The following is a 16,599-nucleotide window of genomic DNA, read 5'->3' on the forward strand; positions in this document are numbered from 1 at the left end:
GGTTTCCTCGCCGAAGCAAACGGTCTGTAAAGCATGGGCCCCAATCTTCGGTTCAATGATCGGAAGCACTAAATCGCTAGTGGACATGCCTATCCGGAAGATGCCACCATAGGTTGTGGATTTCCTGGGCAGGGTCGAAAATGACCGACGGAATTTCCAGAGCTTGTGGACGTTCGCAGCCGATCGCCACGAGGTGTCATTTCAGATCGATCGTTCGGGCGATCGGAACCTGCGCTCTGCTGCTGCTGCCGCCGGGGACGCCCGCATTCGCCGCCGGCGTCGATCTGTCCCGACCCATCCGCTTCGAACTCGATATCGGCAATTTCGAGATTCCCTACGGATATCTCAAGATGCGGCCGCCACTCGCCATGTTGGAGAAACCGCATCGCCGATTCTGCATTCTCCCGGACATCGATTGCTTTCAATTGATCTTTGCGATGCCCGATGGCGGGTATTCTGACAAGGATGGAACGGACGCGCTGGTGATCTCGCGCGATGCCGATGGCCAGATCGATCTGTCTGTCCGAGCGCGTTACTTCGTAATCGCAGGCCCCGTGCAGCCAATCGGGCGGGAAGGATCTGCCGATCCGGTTCCCGAGCGGCAGCTACAGAACATTCATGCGACCGGGGTCGATCTCACCACGCCGCCGACGTTTGACGGCGCACCCCATGAACTGTACGCCCGCCCTTACCGACATCAGCCAATAGCGATCTACTACGCCTCGTTCCTGACGAACACAGCCGAGCCTCATCACATCTCGTATTTCATACAGTGCTACGAGGCCGGCACCGTTCCGAATCCGATGTGCCACGGCACCGTCGCGCTGTTCGCACATTCGGCGACCTCACACTTCGCGTTTCAGGCGCGGTATCTTGATCAGACGCCAGCAATTTTCTCGAAGCTCGATGAGCTGCTCACCTCGTGGAAGAAGTGAGCCTTATTCATCCAAGCCATTGCGAGGAGCAAAGCGACGAAGCAATCTACAGAGCCTCATTCACCAATGCGTGGATTGCTTCGCGGCGCTCGCAATGACGCGGAGATACCTCCGCTCTAGGACGCCGCGCGTTCCGCCGTTCCGAACAGACGTCCGAGCAGCGACATCGCGGAATCACTGGGGAGCAGCGTTGCGACGCTGACGGCGGGCTCGGCTCTGACATCGCGTCGGCCGTTCTGGGTGTGGCGCATCACGCTCGCCAATCGCCGCGTGATCGTCTGCGTGGTGCGCAGGTCGGTGCCGGCGAACGCCACCACCAGCGACCACTCGTCATACACGGCACCGAAATCGGCCTGCCGCATCAGCCGGCTGATGATCCGGGCGCCGTCGAACTGCGCACGGGGGTGCGAATTGTCGAAGCTGAAGCGCGCCACCGAGAGCGCGCCGCCGCGTTCGGCGGTCTGGTAGACGGCGGTGGCGAAATCGCGCTCGAACGCGGCCTTGGTCAATAGGCCGGTGCGGGGATCGATCAGGCCCTTGGCGTCGATCGCCTTGAGCATGCGGCCGAGCCGCGCCTCGAAGGCATGCTGGCGGATCATCGGCAGCGCCATGTCGGCGACCCGTGTCGGGCCGGCGGTGACGATCTCGAGATTGGGCAGCTCGTAGCGCGGGGCCAACTCGCCCGAGGTGACGATCACCGGCAGCGGGCGGAAGCGGACATCCTCGGTCAGCACGGTCAGGAAGGCGTCCATCACCCGCGTCGTGAAGCCTTCGGCCAGCACGATGCCGTCGATGTCGCGGTTGGACAGATGCTTGGCTGCGGCCTCGATGCTGAGCGCGCCGACCACGCCGGCGCGTTCGCCGAGCGCGACCGACAACGTCGGGTAGGCGCCGCCGCGACCGATCAGCAGCGTGGTGGCCTCGCCGACCGGATCGATATCGGTCAGCGCGACCGGGGCCGGCGGCACCAGCCGCCGCATCACGGTCGCATGCAGCGCGCGAACGCGCAGCGACGCATTGAGACGGGCCACCAGGCGATCCGGCAAGCCCTTGTTCTGGAAGAACGCGATCACGGTGTCGGGCAGGGTGGTCGCCGGATCGACCGCAATCAGCGGCAGATAGGGCGCACGCGCTGCGGCGCGCTTGGCGAGCGCCGACAAAGTGACGAAATCGATGCCCTCGGCGGCCGCGATGATCGCGGCCGGCTTGACCTGCTCGATCGCGCGTCCGACCTCGTTCCAGTCGGTGACGACGACCGGAAACAGCTTCGTCTCATCGAGGACAGCGGCGAACGACGGCCTTGGCGTCGCCGACACGATGAGAACCGGACCTTGTTGAGACATTCGAACGCTCGAAACCAATGCTTCAGATCAGCAACCGGCGCGATGCTAATTGGCATGGCTTAATGCGGCGTCAACACAATGCTAAGACTAACGCAATGATAAGATTTTAGCTCATCGCGGGGCCGCCGCGGTCGCGAAATGCCTCGACCATCAAGGGGTTAAGCCCAAGTTCTGTGAGCGCGTCGCGGGCCCGTGCGTTGTCCTGGGCGCGACCGGCGAGCCGGTGGCCGCTGAGCCGGTCGGGCAATGCCGTCAGCAGCGCGCCCTGGCCCAAGCGCCGCGACCATTCCTGCAACTCCTCGGCAAGGAAACGGTAGCCGCCGACGGTCATGACCCCCGACGGCGGGGCGGTGATGTTGATGGCGCCGGTCGCACGGTCGACCCGCGCGGCATATTCGGTGTCGACGTAATCCCGCGGCGGCGGCGCGATCAAGGTGTCGCCCGGAGGCGGCGGAGGCGCATAGGCGGCGACCGGAACCATAGGCCCACGCAGGCCGAGGGTGCCCTTCGGGGTCAGCAGGATCTCGCCGGCGATCGATGCGCCCGGAGCCTCGCGCGGCGCGCTGTGCGGGCCGGGCTTGATCGGGGCCGGGGCTCCGTCCTCGGCGTTGCGCCGGGCGCCGAACAGCCCGGCCTCTCCGAACAGATAGACGTCGGTCATGGACACGCGCCGCGAGGTCCAGGGCGCGCTGGAGCCGACCTGTTCCGGCGTCCGCCACAGGCCGATCACGTTGCGCAGCGTCGGCAAGCGCTCCGACAGGCCGCGCTCGTCGAGCCGCAACGCGAGCTGGGCGGGCACGATCAGCGTGTCACAGGCGTGATCGTTGAACTGGGCTTCGAATGCGTCCTCGTCGAACGGGTGATGCATGACGAGCGTGCCGCCCGACAGCAGCCAGGTCACCAGCGACGCGCAGATGCCGGCAAACGACATCGGCGCGAACGCCGACATGATGGTGGCACCTTGCGGCAGGTCGCTCTCCAGCGACATCGCGAGGCCACCGGCGATCAGGCCGAAATGCGCGCGCGGCACCGGGCGGAAGCCGTCGCTGGTGACGTCGAAGGAGATCAGCGCCGGCTTGCGGCCGTCCTGGATCATCGGGCGCGCGGTCCGGGAATCCTCCAGGATCGCCTGGTCGAGCGACGACATGCCTTCGGGCAGCTCGGCGCCGAAGCCGCAGACGTGACGGATCGAGAATGCTTCCGCCGCGGCGTTCATGGCGATGTCGGCATAGGAGACGCCGTCGATCTTGCTACAGGTGACGATCGCGCGCGCCGCGGTGCGGTTGAGCACGGATGTCAGCTCGGCCTGCCGCCACAGCAGCGGCAACGGCACCACCACGAGGCCGACCCGATAGGCGGCGAGGACCGTGAGGGCAAATTCGACCGTGCCGGGAAGCTGGACCGCGATCACGGTATTGGCCGGCAATCCGATCTCGACGAAGTGGGCTGCGATCGCCGAAATCGCGCGGTCGGCCTGGGCATAGGTCAGGCGCTTGCGAGGCTGTCCGGTGATGCGCTGCTTGTTGAGCGGATCGACCAGCGCCAGCGCTTCCGGCTGTCGCGCCAGCGTGCGCTTGAACAGGGTATCGAGCGTTGGCGAGGTGATCGACTGGTTCACAGGTTCAACGTCGGTTGCATCGCGTCGATCGGGTCCAGGTCTTGCCGTGTCAGGTCGCATCACCTGGCAGATCACTTGGATCGCGCGCCGGGTTTCTGCCACCAGGTCTCCGGCAGATAGCCCGTCAACGCCGTGGTCGAAGGCCGTTCTATCCGATTCCAGCGCGCGATCCATTGCTCTCCCAAGTTAAATAGGGGGATAGCGTAGAAGCCCGACATCAGGGCGCGGTCCAGCGCGCGCACCGCAGAGACGAAGGCCGGCCGCTCCCGTGCTGCCAGCAGCGCCGCGATCATGGCGTCGATCGCCGGATCCCTGGCGCCCATGTAGTTGCGGGTGCCCGGCGTATCGGCGGCCTGGCTGCTCCAGTAGAACCACTGCTCGTTGCCCGGCGACAGCGACTGGTCCCAGCGAACCGGGATCATGTCGAAATCATAGGCCAGCCTGCGCTGCTCGAACTGCACCGCGTCGACCACCCGGACCGTGCCCTCGATGCCGGCGCGCTTGAGGTCACGCTGATAGGCGAGGGCGAGCCGTTCATGCTCGCGCGTCGTCACCAGGATCTCGATGCGGAGCGGCGTGCCGGTCGATTGCTGCTTCAAGACCGTGCCGTCGAGCGCATAGCCGGCCTCGGACAGCAGCGCCAGCGCATTGCGCAGGATGGTGCGGTCGCGTCCCGAGCCGTCGCTGACCGGCAGGTGATACTTGCCCTCGAGAATGTCGGGCGGAATGTGCGCGAGATACGGTTTCAGCAATTCGCGCTCGCGATCGTCGGCCGGGCGGCCATAGGCCGACAGGTCCGAGCCGGCGAAATAGCCGCCGGCGCGCGAGAACAGTCCGAAATAATAGTTGCGGTTGACCCATTCGAAATCGAACAGCATCGCCAGCGCCTGCCGCACCCGGGGGTCGGCGAATTTCGGCCGGCGGCTGTTGAACACCAGGAATTCGGACGGCCGCGGCGTGCCGATCTTGATGGTGTCGCGGATCACGTCGCCGCTGCGCGCCGCCGGGAAGTCGTAGCCCTCGTGCCAGCGCAGCGGTTCGGTCTCGGTCCGGAAATCATACAGGCCGCGCTTGAAGGCCTCGAACATGCCGTTGGCCTCGCGGTAGTAATCGAGCCGGATCTCGTCGAAATTCCAGAGGCCTCGATTCACCGGCAGGTCGCGGCCCCAATAATCGGGATCGCGGGTGAAGGTCACGCTGGCGCCCGGCTTCACGGCCGTGACGCGGTAGGGGCCGGAGCCGATCGGCGGCGCCAGCGTCGTCTCCTCGAACTTGTCCGGATCGATGGCGTGCCGCGGCAGGATCGGCATCAGGCCGAGGATCAGCGGCAATTCACGATCCGCCACGCCGCCGAAATCGAACCGCACCGTCAACGGGTCGAGCGCCTCGGCCTTTGCGACTTTCGAATAATACTGATGGTGCATCGGACGGCCGTGGTCGCGCAGCAAGGCCAGCGAGAACAGCACGTCGTCGGCCAGCACCTTCTGGCCATCCGAGAAGTGCGCGCGCGGATCGATGTGGAAGGTGACGTAGCTCCTGGCATCGTCGGTCTCGACGCTGCGCGCGAGCAGACCGTACAGGGTGAACGGCTCGTCATTGCCGCGCGCCATCAGGCTCTCATAGACATAGCCGCGCTCATAGCCATAGCCGCGGACCTGCTGCACCGGAACGCCCCTGATGATCATGGGATTGAGGCTGTCGAAGGTGCCGATCACGCCCTGGACCAGCCGGCCACCCTTGGGGGCGTCGGGGTTGGCATAGGGCATATGGGTGAAGTCGGCCGGCAGCGCCGGCGCGCCGTGCATCGCGATCGCGTGGCTCTCGGCGGCCGCGGCAAGCCCACAGGTCAGGAACGCCAGCACAGATGCTAAGGCGAGCCAGACGGCGGCCAATGCGGCGCGGCCAACGCGCCCGGGAACGCATGTGCGAGGCGCCGGATTTGATTCGCGAAACGTCACACCGGGAGGTTTATCACAGGCTGCTGAAACCCGCCGTCCAGCGTGGCCAAATACTCTTGTCGGCATTGATCTTTCCGCGCGCCGCTGTATTGAAGGCGTGCAATTCGAAGGCGGGAACGCCTGTCACGTATCCGCCTCAATTGACTAGGAGACAGCCGCCCAAACGGCTATGTGTCGGCGCCTGCAGCGGTTTCGGGCGCTGCCGTTCAGAAAGGGTTTTCCGCAATGAATTTCCGTATCTTGGCCGCCCCGGTCCGGCCGCATGGGCGGGTTGTCGCCCTGATGGCGGCGACGGCTCTGTCTGCAGCGCTCCTGGTTCCTGCCGCTCAGGCCCAGCAGCCGGCGGCGCCCGCGGCACCGAAGGCTGCGCCCAAGGCGGCACCCAAGGCAGCGCCGAAGGCGCCGGCCCCGGCAGCCCAGGCTGCTCCGCAGGCCCCGGCCGGTCAGCCACCCGCCGCTGCGGCCGGCCAGCAGCCGCCCCAGGATCAACAAATTCAACTCATCTACGCCCCCTGGACCAAGTTCTGCCTGAAGGGCCAGGAAGCCAACGCCAAGCAGGTCTGCTTCACCGGCAAGGACGGCCGCATCGAGTCCGGCCAGCCCGTCATTGCCGCCGTGATCATCGAACCGGAAGGCGAGCCGAAGAAGATCCTGCGCGTCACGCTGCCGCTCGGCATGCAGCTCGTCCACGGCACCCGGATCATCGTCGACGGCAACCCGCCGCAGCAGGCGCCCTATGTGATCTGCTTCCAGAACGGCTGCATGTCCGACTATGAGGCCACTCCCGAGCTGATCGCCGCCATGAAGAAGGGCCAGAACCTCGTCGTTCAGGCGATCAATTCGAACGGCGCGCCGCTGACGCTGCCGCTGCCGCTCAACACCGAATTCGCCAAGGCCTATGACGGCCCGCCGACCGATCCGAAGGTGTTCGAGGAAAACTCGAAGAAGCTGCAAGAAGAGTTGCAGAAGCGCGCCGAAGAGCAGCGCAAGAAGCTGGAAGGCGCGGGCGGTGGTGCTGCGCCGGCTCCGGCCAACCCGGCGGCCAAGTAAGTCGTCATCAAGTAAGTCGTCATCAAGTAACTCGTCACAAGATCATCGCAATCGAAAGGCGCCCGGAAGGGCGCCTTTCTTGTCATGCGATACGGTCTGGCTGATGGCAGCTGGCCGCGCTGGTGAAGCTGCGGTTGACGTGCGATGTTCGTGACGCGGCATTTCGATCGCGCCGAGTCGCGTGCGCGTCGCTGATGCTGGGTCCGGACAGTTCCGGCGTCGAAGCACAATCATAACACCGGTACGGGAGGCCAGACGAACGCGCGGAGAGCGCCTTCGATGCGCGAAGCTGCGTGCGTGGTTCCCTGCGAACCCTGGCCGTCCACCGTTCGCAGCCATGGAAGTCGTGCAATGTCCCAGCAAGTCAACATACAGCGGCGGGAACCGGTTTCCCAGCCTTCGGCGCAGCCGGACGGCGGTTCCTCGGTTGCTGCTGGTGGCCACGTCAACCAGGACAATGTGCCCGGGGCGTTCCATCCGGGCATTGTCCATCTCGCGCTGGCGATGGGCGGATTTGCGATCGGCATCGCCGAATTCGCGACCATGAGCCTGCTGCCGTACTTCGCCCACGATCTCAACGTCAGCGAACCCGCGGCCGGCCACGCGATCAGCGCCTATGCCCTCGGCGTCGTGGTGGGCGCGCCGGTGATTGCGGTGCTGTCGGCACGCATGGCGCGGCGGACGCTGCTGATCGCGCTGATGGGCTTCTTCGCGCTGATGAACGGTCTGTCCGGGCTCGCGCCCGACTATCGCACCATGCTGGTGCTGCGCTTCCTCGCCGGCCTGCCGCATGGCGCCTATTTCGGCATCGCCATGCTGGTCGCGGCCTCGCTGGTGCCGATGGACAAGCGCACGGCGGCGGTCGGCCGCGTGCTGCTGGGCCTCACCATCGCGACGACGATCGGCGTGCCGCTTGCCAACGGCGTGGGGCAGGCGATCGGCTGGCGCTGGGCGTTCGCGATCGTCGCCGGCCTCGCGCTCCTGACCGCCATACTGGTGCTGCTGTTCGCTCCGCGTGATGCCGCCAATACCAACGCGAGCCCGTTGCGCGAATTGTCGGCGCTGGGGCGCAAGCATGTCTGGCTGACGCTGGCGATCGGCGCCATCGGCTTCGGCGGGCTGTTCTCGGTGTACACCTACCTGGCGTCGACCATGCTCGCTGTCACCCACGCCTCGCCCGCGCTGGTGCCGGTGACGCTGTGCGTGTTCGGGGCAGGCCTCACCGCCGGCAACATCATCGTGCCGCGCTTTGCCGACCGTGCGCTGATGGCGACCGCCGGCGGCCTGCTGCTGTGGTCGGCGGCGACGCTGGCGCTCTATCCGCTGGCGGCGGGGAATTTCTGGACGCTGAGCGCCGACGTGTTCCTGATCGGGCTGGGCGGCGCGCTTGCGACGGTGTTGCAGACCCGGCTGATGGATGTCGCGGGCGAGGCGCAGAGCCTGGCTGCGGCGCTCAACCATTCCGCCTTCAACGTCGCCAATGCGCTGGGGCCGTGGCTCGGCGGAATGGCGGTTGCGGCCGGCTATGGCTGGACGTCGACCGGTCTCGTCGGCGCAGGACTGGCGCTGACGGGCTTTGCCGTCTGGGTGATCGCGGTGGTGCTGGCGACGCGTGAGGGCGTCTGACTGCCGGCGGCCGTCAGTTCAGCGACGGATTGCGCGGACGGTAGCCGCCCGACTTGTCCTTCACGAAGATCTCGGCCACCTGCGAATGCCGGATCGGCTCGCCGGAATCATCCGGCAGCAGGTTCTGCTCGGAGACATAGGCGACGTACTCGGTCTCCGAGTTCTCCGCGAGCAGATGATAGAACGGCTGGTCCTTGTGGGGCCGCATGTCCTCGGGGATCGACAGCCACCATTCCTCGGTGTTGTTGAACTCCGGATCGATATCAAAAATCACGCCCCGGAAGGAGAACACCCGGTGACGGACGATCTGCCCGATCTGAAACTTGGCGGTGCGCGCTTTGATCATGGTTCGTCGATAGACCAACATTGTGGCCGATGCTAGGGGCAAGGCGGCGAATTAACCCCCGGTTTACCGATTCTAGCCGGGCGAAAACGACCCGAAATCCGGCCGAGAAACTACTTTCAGAATGATCGATATCCTCAATCTGGCGTTGCCGTATTTCGGCCTGATCTTCATTGGCTACGCGTGTGGAAAAGCCAAGGGTTTGCCCGAGAGCGGGCTCGCCTGGATGAATTTCTTCCTGCTTTACGTTTCGTTGCCGGCGCTGCTGTTCGGGATCATGTCGAAGACGCCGTTCGCCGAGCTGAACAACCCGCCATTCCTGATCGCCACCACGCTCGGAACCGTGATCGCGTTCTTCCTCGCGATGGTCGGAGGCAAGATGATGGGACGCCTGACGCTGCGCGAGGCGACGCTTGCGGGCCTGTCGGGCGCCTACGGCAACATCGGCTATATGGGTCCGGGACTGGCGCTGGCCGTGCTCGGCACCAAGGCGGCGGCGCCGACCGCGCTGATCTTCTGCTGCGACAGCATCTTCCTGTTCTCGATCGTACCGCTCCTGATCGAGCTCACCGATCGCGACCATCCCTCGCTGCTGCACGCGTTCGGCGTGGTGCTCAGGCAGATCGTGCAGAACCCGCTGATCATGTCGGCCGTGTTCGGTGCGCTGGTCGCCGCGTTCCACATTCCGCTGCCGACGGCGCTCGATCACACCATCCAGTTCCTGCAAAACGCCGCCGCGCCGATGGCGCTGTTCGTGCTCGGCGTCACCGTGGCGCTGCGCCCGTTCAAGCGGGTGCCGTGGGAGGTCCCGGGCGTGGTTGCGATCAAGCTCCTGATCCATCCAATGCTGGCGTTCGGACTGATGCTGCTGTTCGGGCCATTCGCGCAGCCCTGGGCGGCGACCGCGGTGCTGATGGCCTCGCTGCCGCCGGCGCTCAACGTGTTCGTGATCGCCCGGCAGAACGATACCTGGATCGAGCCGGCATCGGTCGCGGTGCTGATCGGCACCTTCGCGTCCGTGGTCACGCTGACCAGCGTGATGTGGTTCATCCAGAGCGGGCGGCTGGTGTTTCCTTAAGAGGAGATTCTTGGTTGACGCGTTTTCTTAACGCGAACCGGTACTCACTTCGCTTGAAAACGCTTGGTTACCGCCGCCATGACGGCGCGAGCCCCTCGCGCATCGCGAGCCGCCGCAGCGGGCCGAATGCGCCGAGCAAATGCAGGCCGGCGGCGCGCGCCGTCTGCACGCCGAGGAAATCGCTCAGCAGCGAGCGGTTGGCGATGTCGATCGCCCAGGTCCGGCTCGCAACGTCCGGCCGCCGCGCGGCGTGATAGCGCGCCAGCACGTTGGGCGCGCCGGGATCCTCGCCGCGGCCGAGCGCCTGGCCCACGATCTCGGCAATGTCGGCCGCGTCGCGCAGTCCCATGTTGAGGCCCTGCGCGCCGATCGGCGGCAGCACATGGGCGGATTCGCCGACCAGCGCGATACGGTCCCTGGCGAATTGCCGGGGTCGCTCGATCGCCAGCGGAAATACATGCCGTCCGGGCTGCACCTCGACGCGGCCGAGAATCGAATGCGATTGCCGCTCCGCCGCGCCAGACAATTCGTCATCGTCGAGCGCCATCAGCCGTTCGGCCTCCTTGGGTGCCGAGACCCAGACCACGCTGCTCCGGTTGCCGCTGAGCGGCACGAACACGCACGGACCGTGCCCGGTGTGAAACTCGGTCGAGATGTTGTTGTGGGGCCGGCTATGCCTGATGTTGAAGGTGAGGGCGGATTGCCCGAGTTCGCGGCTTGTGACCGCGATCCCGGCGGCCTCGCGGCACATTGAGTTGCGCCCGTCGGCTCCGACCACCAGCCGGGCCGAAAGGGACTGGCCCTGCCGTGTCACCACGGTGACCGCGGCACTCTCCGGCTGGACCGACGCTGCCTCGTCATCGAACCGCGTCAGCGCGGCGATTTCGGCGGCGCGATCCTCGAGCGCTGCGACCAGCGAGCGGTTGTCGATGTTGAAGCCGAACTGCTCGCGGCCGATCTCGTCGGAGGAGAACCGCACTTCCGGCGCGCGGATCAGGCGCCCGGTGTCGTCGACCAGGCGCATCGTCTTGAGTGCCGCCGCGCTATCGCCGCAGCGCCGCCAGACGTCCAGCCGCTCCAGGACCTCGGTCGAGGCGCCGAGCAGCGCGGTGGTCCGGTTGTCGGCATAAGGCACGCGGCGCGCCAACAGCGCGGTCCGTGCGCCGGCGTCGGCGAGGGCGATCGCGGCCGTCAATCCGGCCGGGCCGCCGCCTATTACGATAACGTCATAATCGAGCGAGCTGTCGGTCATATCAGGACATTTGACACGCTTGGCCCGATTTTCAAGTGATCGGTAACCAGCAAAGCTTTCCAGTGATTTGCGCGGCGGAACGCCGCAAGACTGCATATGCAAACGGCACCGATTCCTGATAGCACTGGCCGCCTATGGAGCAGACCGGCCAGCCTGACGCTTTGCCAGAACGGATGCGGACCGCCGCATTCTCCGTTCATATTTTCACGGCGCTCGGCGCCGGGGTGGCACTGCTGGCGATGCTGGAAGCGGTGCGCGAGCACTGGGCCAACATGTTCGCCTGGCTCGGGGTTGCGCTGATCATCGACGGGATCGACGGCCCGTTGGCGCGCCGGCTCGATGTGGTGCGGCTGCAACCGAACTGGTCGGGCGAGGTGCTCGATCTGGTGGTCGATTTCGTCACCTATGTGTTCGTTCCGGCCTATGCGATCACGGCGAGCGGCATGCTGCTGCCGCTGGCGGCGCCGATCCTCGGCATCGGCATCGTGGTCTCCAGCGCGCTGTATTTCGCCGACCGCCGCATGAAGGCCGACGACAATCATTTCCGCGGCTTCCCGGCGCTGTGGAATGCCGCGGCATTCTATCTGTTCCTGCTGCACCTGCCGCCGGTGCTGTCGACGATCGTGGTCGCGCTGCTGATCGCCTTGACCTTTGCACCGTTCCACGTGCTGCACCCGTTCCGCGTGGTGCGGCTGCGCTGGCTGACGCTGTGGCTGCTCGCCGCCTGGGCGGTGCTTGCCGGATATGCGCTGGCCAACGACTTCGTGGTCGGCGCGCCCGTCACTTTCGGGCTCTGCATCATCGCGGCCTACATTGTCGGCAGCGATACCCTGATCCGTCGGATGAAAGCCTTTAGAGCATGATGGAATTGATCAGTAGCCCGGAAGCCTGGGCCGCGCTGTTGACGCTGACGGCGCTCGAGATCGTGCTCGGTATCGACAACGTGATCTTCCTGTCGGTGCTGGTGTCACGGATCCCGCAGCCACAGGCCAACCGCGCGCGGCAGATCGGGCTGTTGCTGGCGCTGGTGTTCCGCATCCTGCTTCTCTCGATCCTGGTCTGGCTGATCGGCCTGACCCAACCGGTGATCACCATCCAGAGCGTCGCGCTGTCGTGGCGCGATATCATCCTGATCGGCGGCGGCCTGTTCCTGATCGCCAAGGCGACCCACGAGATCCACGCCGAAGTCGAGGTACGCGACGCCGAGGAGAAGACCAAGCCGAGCCCCAACGCGTTCTTCTGGGTGATCGTGCAGATCATCATCGTCGATCTGGTGTTCTCGCTGGACTCGATCATCACCGCGATCGGCATGGCGCAGGACCTCGAGATCATGATCGCGGCGGTCGTGATCGCCTGCATCGTGATGTACGTGTCGTCGGGACCGGTGGCGCGGTTCGTCGCGGAGCACCCGACCACCAAGATGCTGGCGCTGGCGTTCCTGGTCCTGATCGGCGTGGCGCTGGTGGCCGACGGCTTCAAATTCCACATCCCGCGCGGCTACATCTACTTCGCAATCGCGTTCTCGGCGGCGGTCGAGATGTTCAACGTGCTGGCCCGGCGCAACCGCGGCAAGGTTGCGCGCTAAGGCGTTTTCCAGCGAAGTGGGCACCGGTTCGCGTGGAGAAAACGCGTCAAAGCAAGAATCTGGAGCCTCGTTCCGATCCAATCGGAGCGCAAAGGCGCTGGGCCGCGGTTCCGGGCCGCTTGGTTGACAAGGCGGTGCCGATGGCCTTCGCTCGCATGATACGAATTTGAGGGGAGTGATCGAGATGACCAAGGCCGTGCGCGTGCACCAGGTGGGGGGCCCGGAGGTCCTGACCTATGAGGACGTCGAGGTGGGCCCGCCCGGCAATGGCGAGGTCCGCATCCGCCAGCATGCGGTCGGGCTGAACTTCATCGACGTCTATTTCCGCACTGGCCTCTACAAGGCGCCCGGCCTGCCGTTCATCGCCGGCAACGAGGCCGCCGGCGAGGTCCTGGCGGTAGGGCCGGGGGTGACCAACTTCCATCCTGGGGACCGCGTCGCCTATTACTCCAACCTCGGCGGCTACGCCTCCGAGCGCGTCATCCCGGCCGACAAACTCGTCAAGCTGCCCGACCACATCACCTATGAGCAGGGCGCCGTGCTGATGCTCAAGGGGCTCACGGTCTGGTACCTGCTGCACAAGACCTTCAAGGTCGAGCAGGGCCATCGCGTCTTGATCCACGCCGCGGCCGGCGGCATCGGGCTGCTGGCCTGCCAGTGGGCGCGGGCGCTCGGTGCGCATGTCATCGGCACCGTCGGCTCGAAGGCCAAGGCCGATCTCGCGCTCGCCAATGGCTGCGATCACGTCATCCTCTACAACGAGGAGAACTTCGTCGAGCGCGTCAAGCAGATCAGCCGCGGCGAGCTCTGCGACGTGGTCTATGACGGCGTCGGCAAGACCACCTTCCCAGGATCGCTGTCCTGCCTCAGGCCGCGCGGCCTGTTCGTGTCGTTCGGCAATGCGTCGGGGCCGGTGCCGCCGTTCCCGCTCGCCGAGCTCAACAACCATGGCTCGCTGTTCGCGACACGGCCCAAGCTCAACGACTACGTCGGCACCCGCAAGGAGTTGCTCGAAGGCGCCGACACGCTGTTCGCCGCCGTGATCAACGGCAAGCTGCACGTGCCGATCAACCACGCCTATGCGCTGAAGGATGCGGCAAAGGCGCATATCGATCTGGAGAGCCGGGCGACCACCGGTGCGGCGATTCTCAGGCCGTAACTCTCGCCGTCATTGCGAGGCGCGAAGCGACGAAGCAATCCATCTATCCCCGAGCGGTGATGTGGATTGCTTCGCTTCGCTCGCAATGACGCGCGTGTCGGCGCTTACGCCACCCGCCTTGCTGCGCCGACCTTGGTCAGCACCGTATCCAGGCAGTCGACGACAGCGGATATCTCCTCCCGCGTGACATTGAGCGCCGGCATGAAGCGCAGCGTGTCCGGCTGCGGCGAGTTGATCAGCACGCCGGCTGCGAACGCTTCGGCGACGATGGCGGCGCCGATCGGCATCTTGAGATCGAGCGCGAGCAGCAGGCCGCGGCCTCTGATCTCGCCGAGTCCATGCCGCGCCGACAGCCGCTGCAATTCGCGCTCGAGCAGCAGGCCTGCGTCGACCACCGATTTCAGGAATTCGGGCCGGCTGACCTGATCGAGCACGGCGAGTCCGGCGGCGCACATCAGCGGATTGCCGTTGAAGGTGCCACCCTGATCGCCGTGGTCGAAGCACGAGGCGTGCTCGGTCGCGAGCAGGGCCGCGAGCGGCACGCCGCCGCCGATGCCCTTGCCGAGCGTCATGATGTCGGGCGCGATCTCGGCATGCTCATAGCCGAACAGCTTGCCGGTCCGGCCGATGCCGGTCTGGATCTCGTCGACGATCAGCAGCAGGCCACGCTGCTGGGTCAGTGCGCGCAACTCCTTCAGGAACGCGTCCGTCGCGGGCCAGACGCCGGCCTCACCCTGGATCGGCTCCAGCATGACCGCGACCGTCGACGACGAGATCAACTTCCGCACCGACTCGATGTCGTTCAGCCGCGCTTTCCGGAAGCCCGAGACCTTCGGCTCGAACAGCGGCTCGAATGCCTTCTTGCCCGAGGCCGACATGGTCGCGAGCGTCCGGCCGTGGAAGCCGCCTTCGAAGGTAATGATCTCGTGCGCGCCACCCTTGTACTTGGCACCAAATTTGCGCGCGAGCTTGATCGCGCCCTCGTTGGCTTCCGCGCCGGAATTGGCGAAGAACACCTGATCGAAGCAACTGTTGTCGACCAACAGTTTTGCCAGTTTCAGGCTCTGCTCGTTGTAGAAGGCCGGGCTCGGGGTGAGCAGCCGCCGGGCCTGGGCCGCCAGCGCATCGGCGACGATGACGGGCGAATGGCCGAGTGGGTTCACGGCCCAACCCTGCACGAAATCGAGATAGCGGTTGCGGTTGTCGTCCCACAAATACGAGCCGGCGCCGCGCACGAACACGACCTCGGGGCGGGCGGTGATGTCCATCAGCGCGTCGAACGGATGGGGAGCATTGGTCATGTCGTTCTCCTCTTGGGGGCAGTCGTTGGGGAAAAAGCAGGCCGAAAAAGCAAGAAGGCCGCGCTTTGGGGGCGCGGCCTTCTCGAAAACCTTGGCTGATTTGATCGGATCAGCGATGGCGTCGGACACGGCGCAGCCCAGCATCGTCGCGGGTGCGACGACGGTTGATGGCGCGGCGGTGGGTCCGGTTCAGCTTCATGGCGCAGGCCCATACAGCCGAACGGCCGGCGGTGTCAAGCGGGAGCTGCTATCGTGACCGAGCGGCGCCCCGGAGCGTGTTAGGCTGCGGCGAGGCAATCCTGGAGGTGGAGCCATGATCAAGCTTCTGATCGAACGAGATCTTCCGGCCAATTTCGATGTGACCGATGATGCCCAGGCGGCGCGTCATGCGCGGATTGCGTTGGACGCCATCGTTGCAACGCAGGGCAAGATGCACTGGCTGTGCACCTACGCCACCGATGACCGCAAGCTGTTCGGCCTCGTGGTGGTCGAGAGCGAGGAGGTCATCGATGCCTATGTGCGCAACGCCGGCATCGGCAGCTCGGTGCGTATCCATCGCGTGCTGCGCACGCTGGACCCGGCGCTCGCCGCGCCGCCGACGGCCAACTAAAGCATGATGAGATTAGGTTGAGATGGAACGGCGTCGAAAGTTCACCTCTCCCTCGGGAGAGGTCGATTTGCTTAGCAAATCGGGTGAGGCGGTACGGTCTATCGAGGGAGCAATAGCCCTCACCCGGCGCTCCGCGCCGACCTCTCCCCGACGGGGAGAGGTGGACCGAGAGCGTGCCCAGCCGATTCAACCAAAACTCATCCCGCTTTAGTGGTTCATCACAGCAATCTTCACTGCATCAAGACGTCAAAATCACGGTGATGAAACGGCTCTTGGCGTGGTTCGCCGGAACGGAAACAGCGCATCCGCGAGGGACGCGATGAACAGTCTCGAGATCGTCAGGCCCGCGATCGTGTTAGCGTTGTTCACGCTGGCGATCTTGCTTCTGATGGGGATCAGGAGGGGCTTGTCCAAGGAAACAACCGCCGACGACTACCGGCTCGGCGAATCGCATCGGGTTCCGCCTGCGGTCAGCGTCATCAACCGCAACTACATGAACCTGCTGGAATCGCCGGTACTGTTCTACACGGCCAGTCTCCTGATCCTCATCCTCCAGAGGTCCGACACTGTTTTTGTGAGACTGGCCTGGGCCTATGTTGCGCTGCGTATCGTTCACAGCGCCGTCCACCTGACGTATAACAGCGTACTTCACCGGCTGCTGATTTTCGTGGCGAGCAATGTCGTGCTCGTCGTCATGTGGCTGCGCATCCTGTTCATGACCTGGTGAAAAATCGAACCACC

16 protein-coding genes are annotated in these 16,599 nt (G+C 65.2%); 10 read left to right on the forward strand and 6 right to left on the reverse strand.

Annotated features, from left to right (window positions below):
* The first annotated feature begins 140 nt into the window (after nucleotides 1–140).
* Nucleotides 141–935 carry a hypothetical protein gene (locus B2W55_RS06875; RefSeq protein ID WP_024584042.1) on the forward strand — a complete coding sequence of 265 codons (795 nt, stop codon included), beginning with the start codon at nucleotides 141–143 and terminating at the stop codon, nucleotides 933–935.
* Nucleotides 936–1,051: 116 nt separating this feature from the next.
* Here the strand turns inward: B2W55_RS06875 and B2W55_RS06880 are convergent, their stop codons facing one another.
* The 3 genes from B2W55_RS06880 to B2W55_RS06890 all read right to left on the reverse strand — a co-directional run bounded on the left by B2W55_RS06880 (nucleotide 1,052) and on the right by B2W55_RS06890 (nucleotide 5,701).
* Complete coding sequence (locus B2W55_RS06880) at nucleotides 1,052–2,278, reverse strand: hypothetical protein (RefSeq protein WP_024584043.1); 1,227 nt, start codon at nucleotides 2,276–2,278, stop codon at nucleotides 1,052–1,054.
* A 106-nt stretch (nucleotides 2,279–2,384) separates the two neighbouring features.
* Nucleotides 2,385–3,896, reverse strand: coding sequence for a class I adenylate-forming enzyme family protein (locus tag B2W55_RS06885; protein WP_024584044.1), 1,512 nt, complete (start codon nucleotides 3,894–3,896; stop codon nucleotides 2,385–2,387).
* Between the two features lie 71 nt (nucleotides 3,897–3,967).
* A complete protein-coding gene (locus tag B2W55_RS06890) occupies nucleotides 3,968–5,701 on the reverse strand; it encodes an extracellular solute-binding protein (RefSeq protein WP_244442308.1) in 1,734 nt (577 codons plus the stop codon).
* Nucleotides 5,702–6,079: 378 nt separating this feature from the next.
* Here B2W55_RS06890 and B2W55_RS06895 point away from each other — a divergent pair, with 378 nt between their 5' ends.
* A complete protein-coding gene (locus tag B2W55_RS06895; RefSeq protein WP_024584046.1) occupies nucleotides 6,080–6,904 on the forward strand; it encodes an invasion associated locus B family protein in 825 nt (274 codons plus the stop codon).
* A 351-nt stretch (nucleotides 6,905–7,255) separates the two neighbouring features.
* On the forward strand, nucleotides 7,256–8,530 hold the full coding sequence (locus tag B2W55_RS06900) for an MFS transporter (protein WP_024584047.1): 1,275 nt from the start codon (nucleotides 7,256–7,258) through the stop codon (nucleotides 8,528–8,530).
* 13 nt (nucleotides 8,531–8,543) lie between these two features.
* On the opposite strand, the gene hspQ is transcribed toward B2W55_RS06900, so the two are convergent.
* Nucleotides 8,544–8,876 carry a heat shock protein HspQ gene (gene hspQ / locus B2W55_RS06905; protein WP_024584048.1) on the reverse strand — a complete coding sequence of 111 codons (333 nt, stop codon included), beginning with the start codon at nucleotides 8,874–8,876 and terminating at the stop codon, nucleotides 8,544–8,546.
* A 121-nt stretch (nucleotides 8,877–8,997) separates the two neighbouring features.
* Between hspQ and B2W55_RS06910 the strand changes: the two genes are divergently transcribed.
* Nucleotides 8,998–9,951 carry an AEC family transporter gene (locus B2W55_RS06910; RefSeq protein WP_024584049.1) on the forward strand — a complete coding sequence of 318 codons (954 nt, stop codon included), beginning with the start codon at nucleotides 8,998–9,000 and terminating at the stop codon, nucleotides 9,949–9,951.
* A gap of 67 nt (nucleotides 9,952–10,018) precedes the next feature.
* Here the strand turns inward: B2W55_RS06910 and B2W55_RS06915 are convergent, their stop codons facing one another.
* A complete protein-coding gene (locus tag B2W55_RS06915) occupies nucleotides 10,019–11,203 on the reverse strand; it encodes a UbiH/UbiF family hydroxylase (RefSeq protein ID WP_024584050.1) in 1,185 nt (394 codons plus the stop codon).
* Between the two features lie 134 nt (nucleotides 11,204–11,337).
* Between B2W55_RS06915 and pcsA the strand changes: the two genes are divergently transcribed.
* The 3 genes from pcsA to B2W55_RS06930 all read left to right on the forward strand — a co-directional run bounded on the left by pcsA (nucleotide 11,338) and on the right by B2W55_RS06930 (nucleotide 13,947).
* Entirely contained in the window at nucleotides 11,338–12,066 is a 729-nt protein-coding gene (gene pcsA, locus B2W55_RS06920) for a phosphatidylcholine synthase (RefSeq protein WP_024584051.1), read from the forward strand.
* Nucleotides 12,063–12,788: a TerC family protein gene (locus B2W55_RS06925; protein ID WP_024584052.1), complete on the forward strand. Its 726-nt coding sequence runs from the start codon at nucleotides 12,063–12,065 to the stop codon at nucleotides 12,786–12,788. The genes pcsA and B2W55_RS06925 overlap by 4 nt, the downstream gene beginning before the upstream one ends.
* A gap of 184 nt (nucleotides 12,789–12,972) precedes the next feature.
* Entirely contained in the window at nucleotides 12,973–13,947 is a 975-nt protein-coding gene (locus B2W55_RS06930; RefSeq protein ID WP_024584053.1) for a quinone oxidoreductase family protein, read from the forward strand.
* A 104-nt stretch (nucleotides 13,948–14,051) separates the two neighbouring features.
* Here the strand turns inward: B2W55_RS06930 and B2W55_RS06935 are convergent, their stop codons facing one another.
* The gene (locus B2W55_RS06935; protein ID WP_024584054.1) at nucleotides 14,052–15,248 is read right to left on the reverse strand and encodes an acetylornithine transaminase; all 1,197 of its coding nucleotides are present in this window, start codon (nucleotides 15,246–15,248) and stop codon (nucleotides 14,052–14,054) included.
* Here B2W55_RS06935 and B2W55_RS06940 point away from each other — a divergent pair.
* The 3 genes from B2W55_RS06940 to B2W55_RS06950 all read left to right on the forward strand — a co-directional run bounded on the left by B2W55_RS06940 (nucleotide 15,247) and on the right by B2W55_RS06950 (nucleotide 16,585).
* Nucleotides 15,247–15,504: a hypothetical protein gene (locus B2W55_RS06940; RefSeq protein ID WP_145987173.1), complete on the forward strand. Its 258-nt coding sequence runs from the start codon at nucleotides 15,247–15,249 to the stop codon at nucleotides 15,502–15,504. The two genes, B2W55_RS06935 and B2W55_RS06940, sit on opposite strands and share 2 nt — an antisense overlap.
* Before the next feature lie 57 nt (nucleotides 15,505–15,561).
* Complete coding sequence (locus B2W55_RS06945) at nucleotides 15,562–15,858, forward strand: hypothetical protein (protein WP_024584055.1); 297 nt, start codon at nucleotides 15,562–15,564, stop codon at nucleotides 15,856–15,858.
* 319 nt (nucleotides 15,859–16,177) lie between these two features.
* Entirely contained in the window at nucleotides 16,178–16,585 is a 408-nt protein-coding gene (locus tag B2W55_RS06950) for an MAPEG family protein (protein WP_024584056.1), read from the forward strand.
* Nucleotides 16,586–16,599: the final 14 nt, after the last annotated feature.

Source organism: Bradyrhizobium sp. UBA2491, from assembly GCF_002341725.1.
In the GTDB taxonomy this organism is placed as follows: Bacteria; Pseudomonadota; Alphaproteobacteria; order Rhizobiales; family Xanthobacteraceae; genus Bradyrhizobium.

Coding starts and splice junctions, on each gene's coding strand:
- B2W55_RS06875 (WP_024584042.1), top strand. CDS start 141: ATGACCGACGGAATTTCCAGAGCTTGTGGACGTTCGCAGCCGATCGCC.
- B2W55_RS06880 (WP_024584043.1), bottom strand. CDS start 2,278: ATGTCTCAACAAGGTCCGGTTCTCATCGTGTCGGCGACGCCAAGGCCG.
- B2W55_RS06890 (WP_244442308.1), bottom strand. CDS start 5,701: ATGCACGGCGCGCCGGCGCTGCCGGCCGACTTCACCCATATGCCCTAT.
- B2W55_RS06895 (WP_024584046.1), top strand. CDS start 6,080: ATGAATTTCCGTATCTTGGCCGCCCCGGTCCGGCCGCATGGGCGGGTT.
- B2W55_RS06900 (WP_024584047.1), top strand. CDS start 7,256: ATGTCCCAGCAAGTCAACATACAGCGGCGGGAACCGGTTTCCCAGCCT.
- hspQ (WP_024584048.1), bottom strand. CDS start 8,876: ATGATCAAAGCGCGCACCGCCAAGTTTCAGATCGGGCAGATCGTCCGT.
- B2W55_RS06910 (WP_024584049.1), top strand. CDS start 8,998: ATGATCGATATCCTCAATCTGGCGTTGCCGTATTTCGGCCTGATCTTC.
- B2W55_RS06915 (WP_024584050.1), bottom strand. CDS start 11,203: ATGACCGACAGCTCGCTCGATTATGACGTTATCGTAATAGGCGGCGGC.
- pcsA (WP_024584051.1), top strand. CDS start 11,338: ATGGAGCAGACCGGCCAGCCTGACGCTTTGCCAGAACGGATGCGGACC.
- B2W55_RS06925 (WP_024584052.1), top strand. CDS start 12,063: ATGATGGAATTGATCAGTAGCCCGGAAGCCTGGGCCGCGCTGTTGACG.
- B2W55_RS06930 (WP_024584053.1), top strand. CDS start 12,973: ATGACCAAGGCCGTGCGCGTGCACCAGGTGGGGGGCCCGGAGGTCCTG.
- B2W55_RS06940 (WP_145987173.1), top strand. CDS start 15,247: ATGTCGTTCTCCTCTTGGGGGCAGTCGTTGGGGAAAAAGCAGGCCGAA.
- B2W55_RS06935 (WP_024584054.1), bottom strand. CDS start 15,248: ATGACCAATGCTCCCCATCCGTTCGACGCGCTGATGGACATCACCGCC.
- B2W55_RS06945 (WP_024584055.1), top strand. CDS start 15,562: ATGATCAAGCTTCTGATCGAACGAGATCTTCCGGCCAATTTCGATGTG.
- B2W55_RS06950 (WP_024584056.1), top strand. CDS start 16,178: ATGAACAGTCTCGAGATCGTCAGGCCCGCGATCGTGTTAGCGTTGTTC.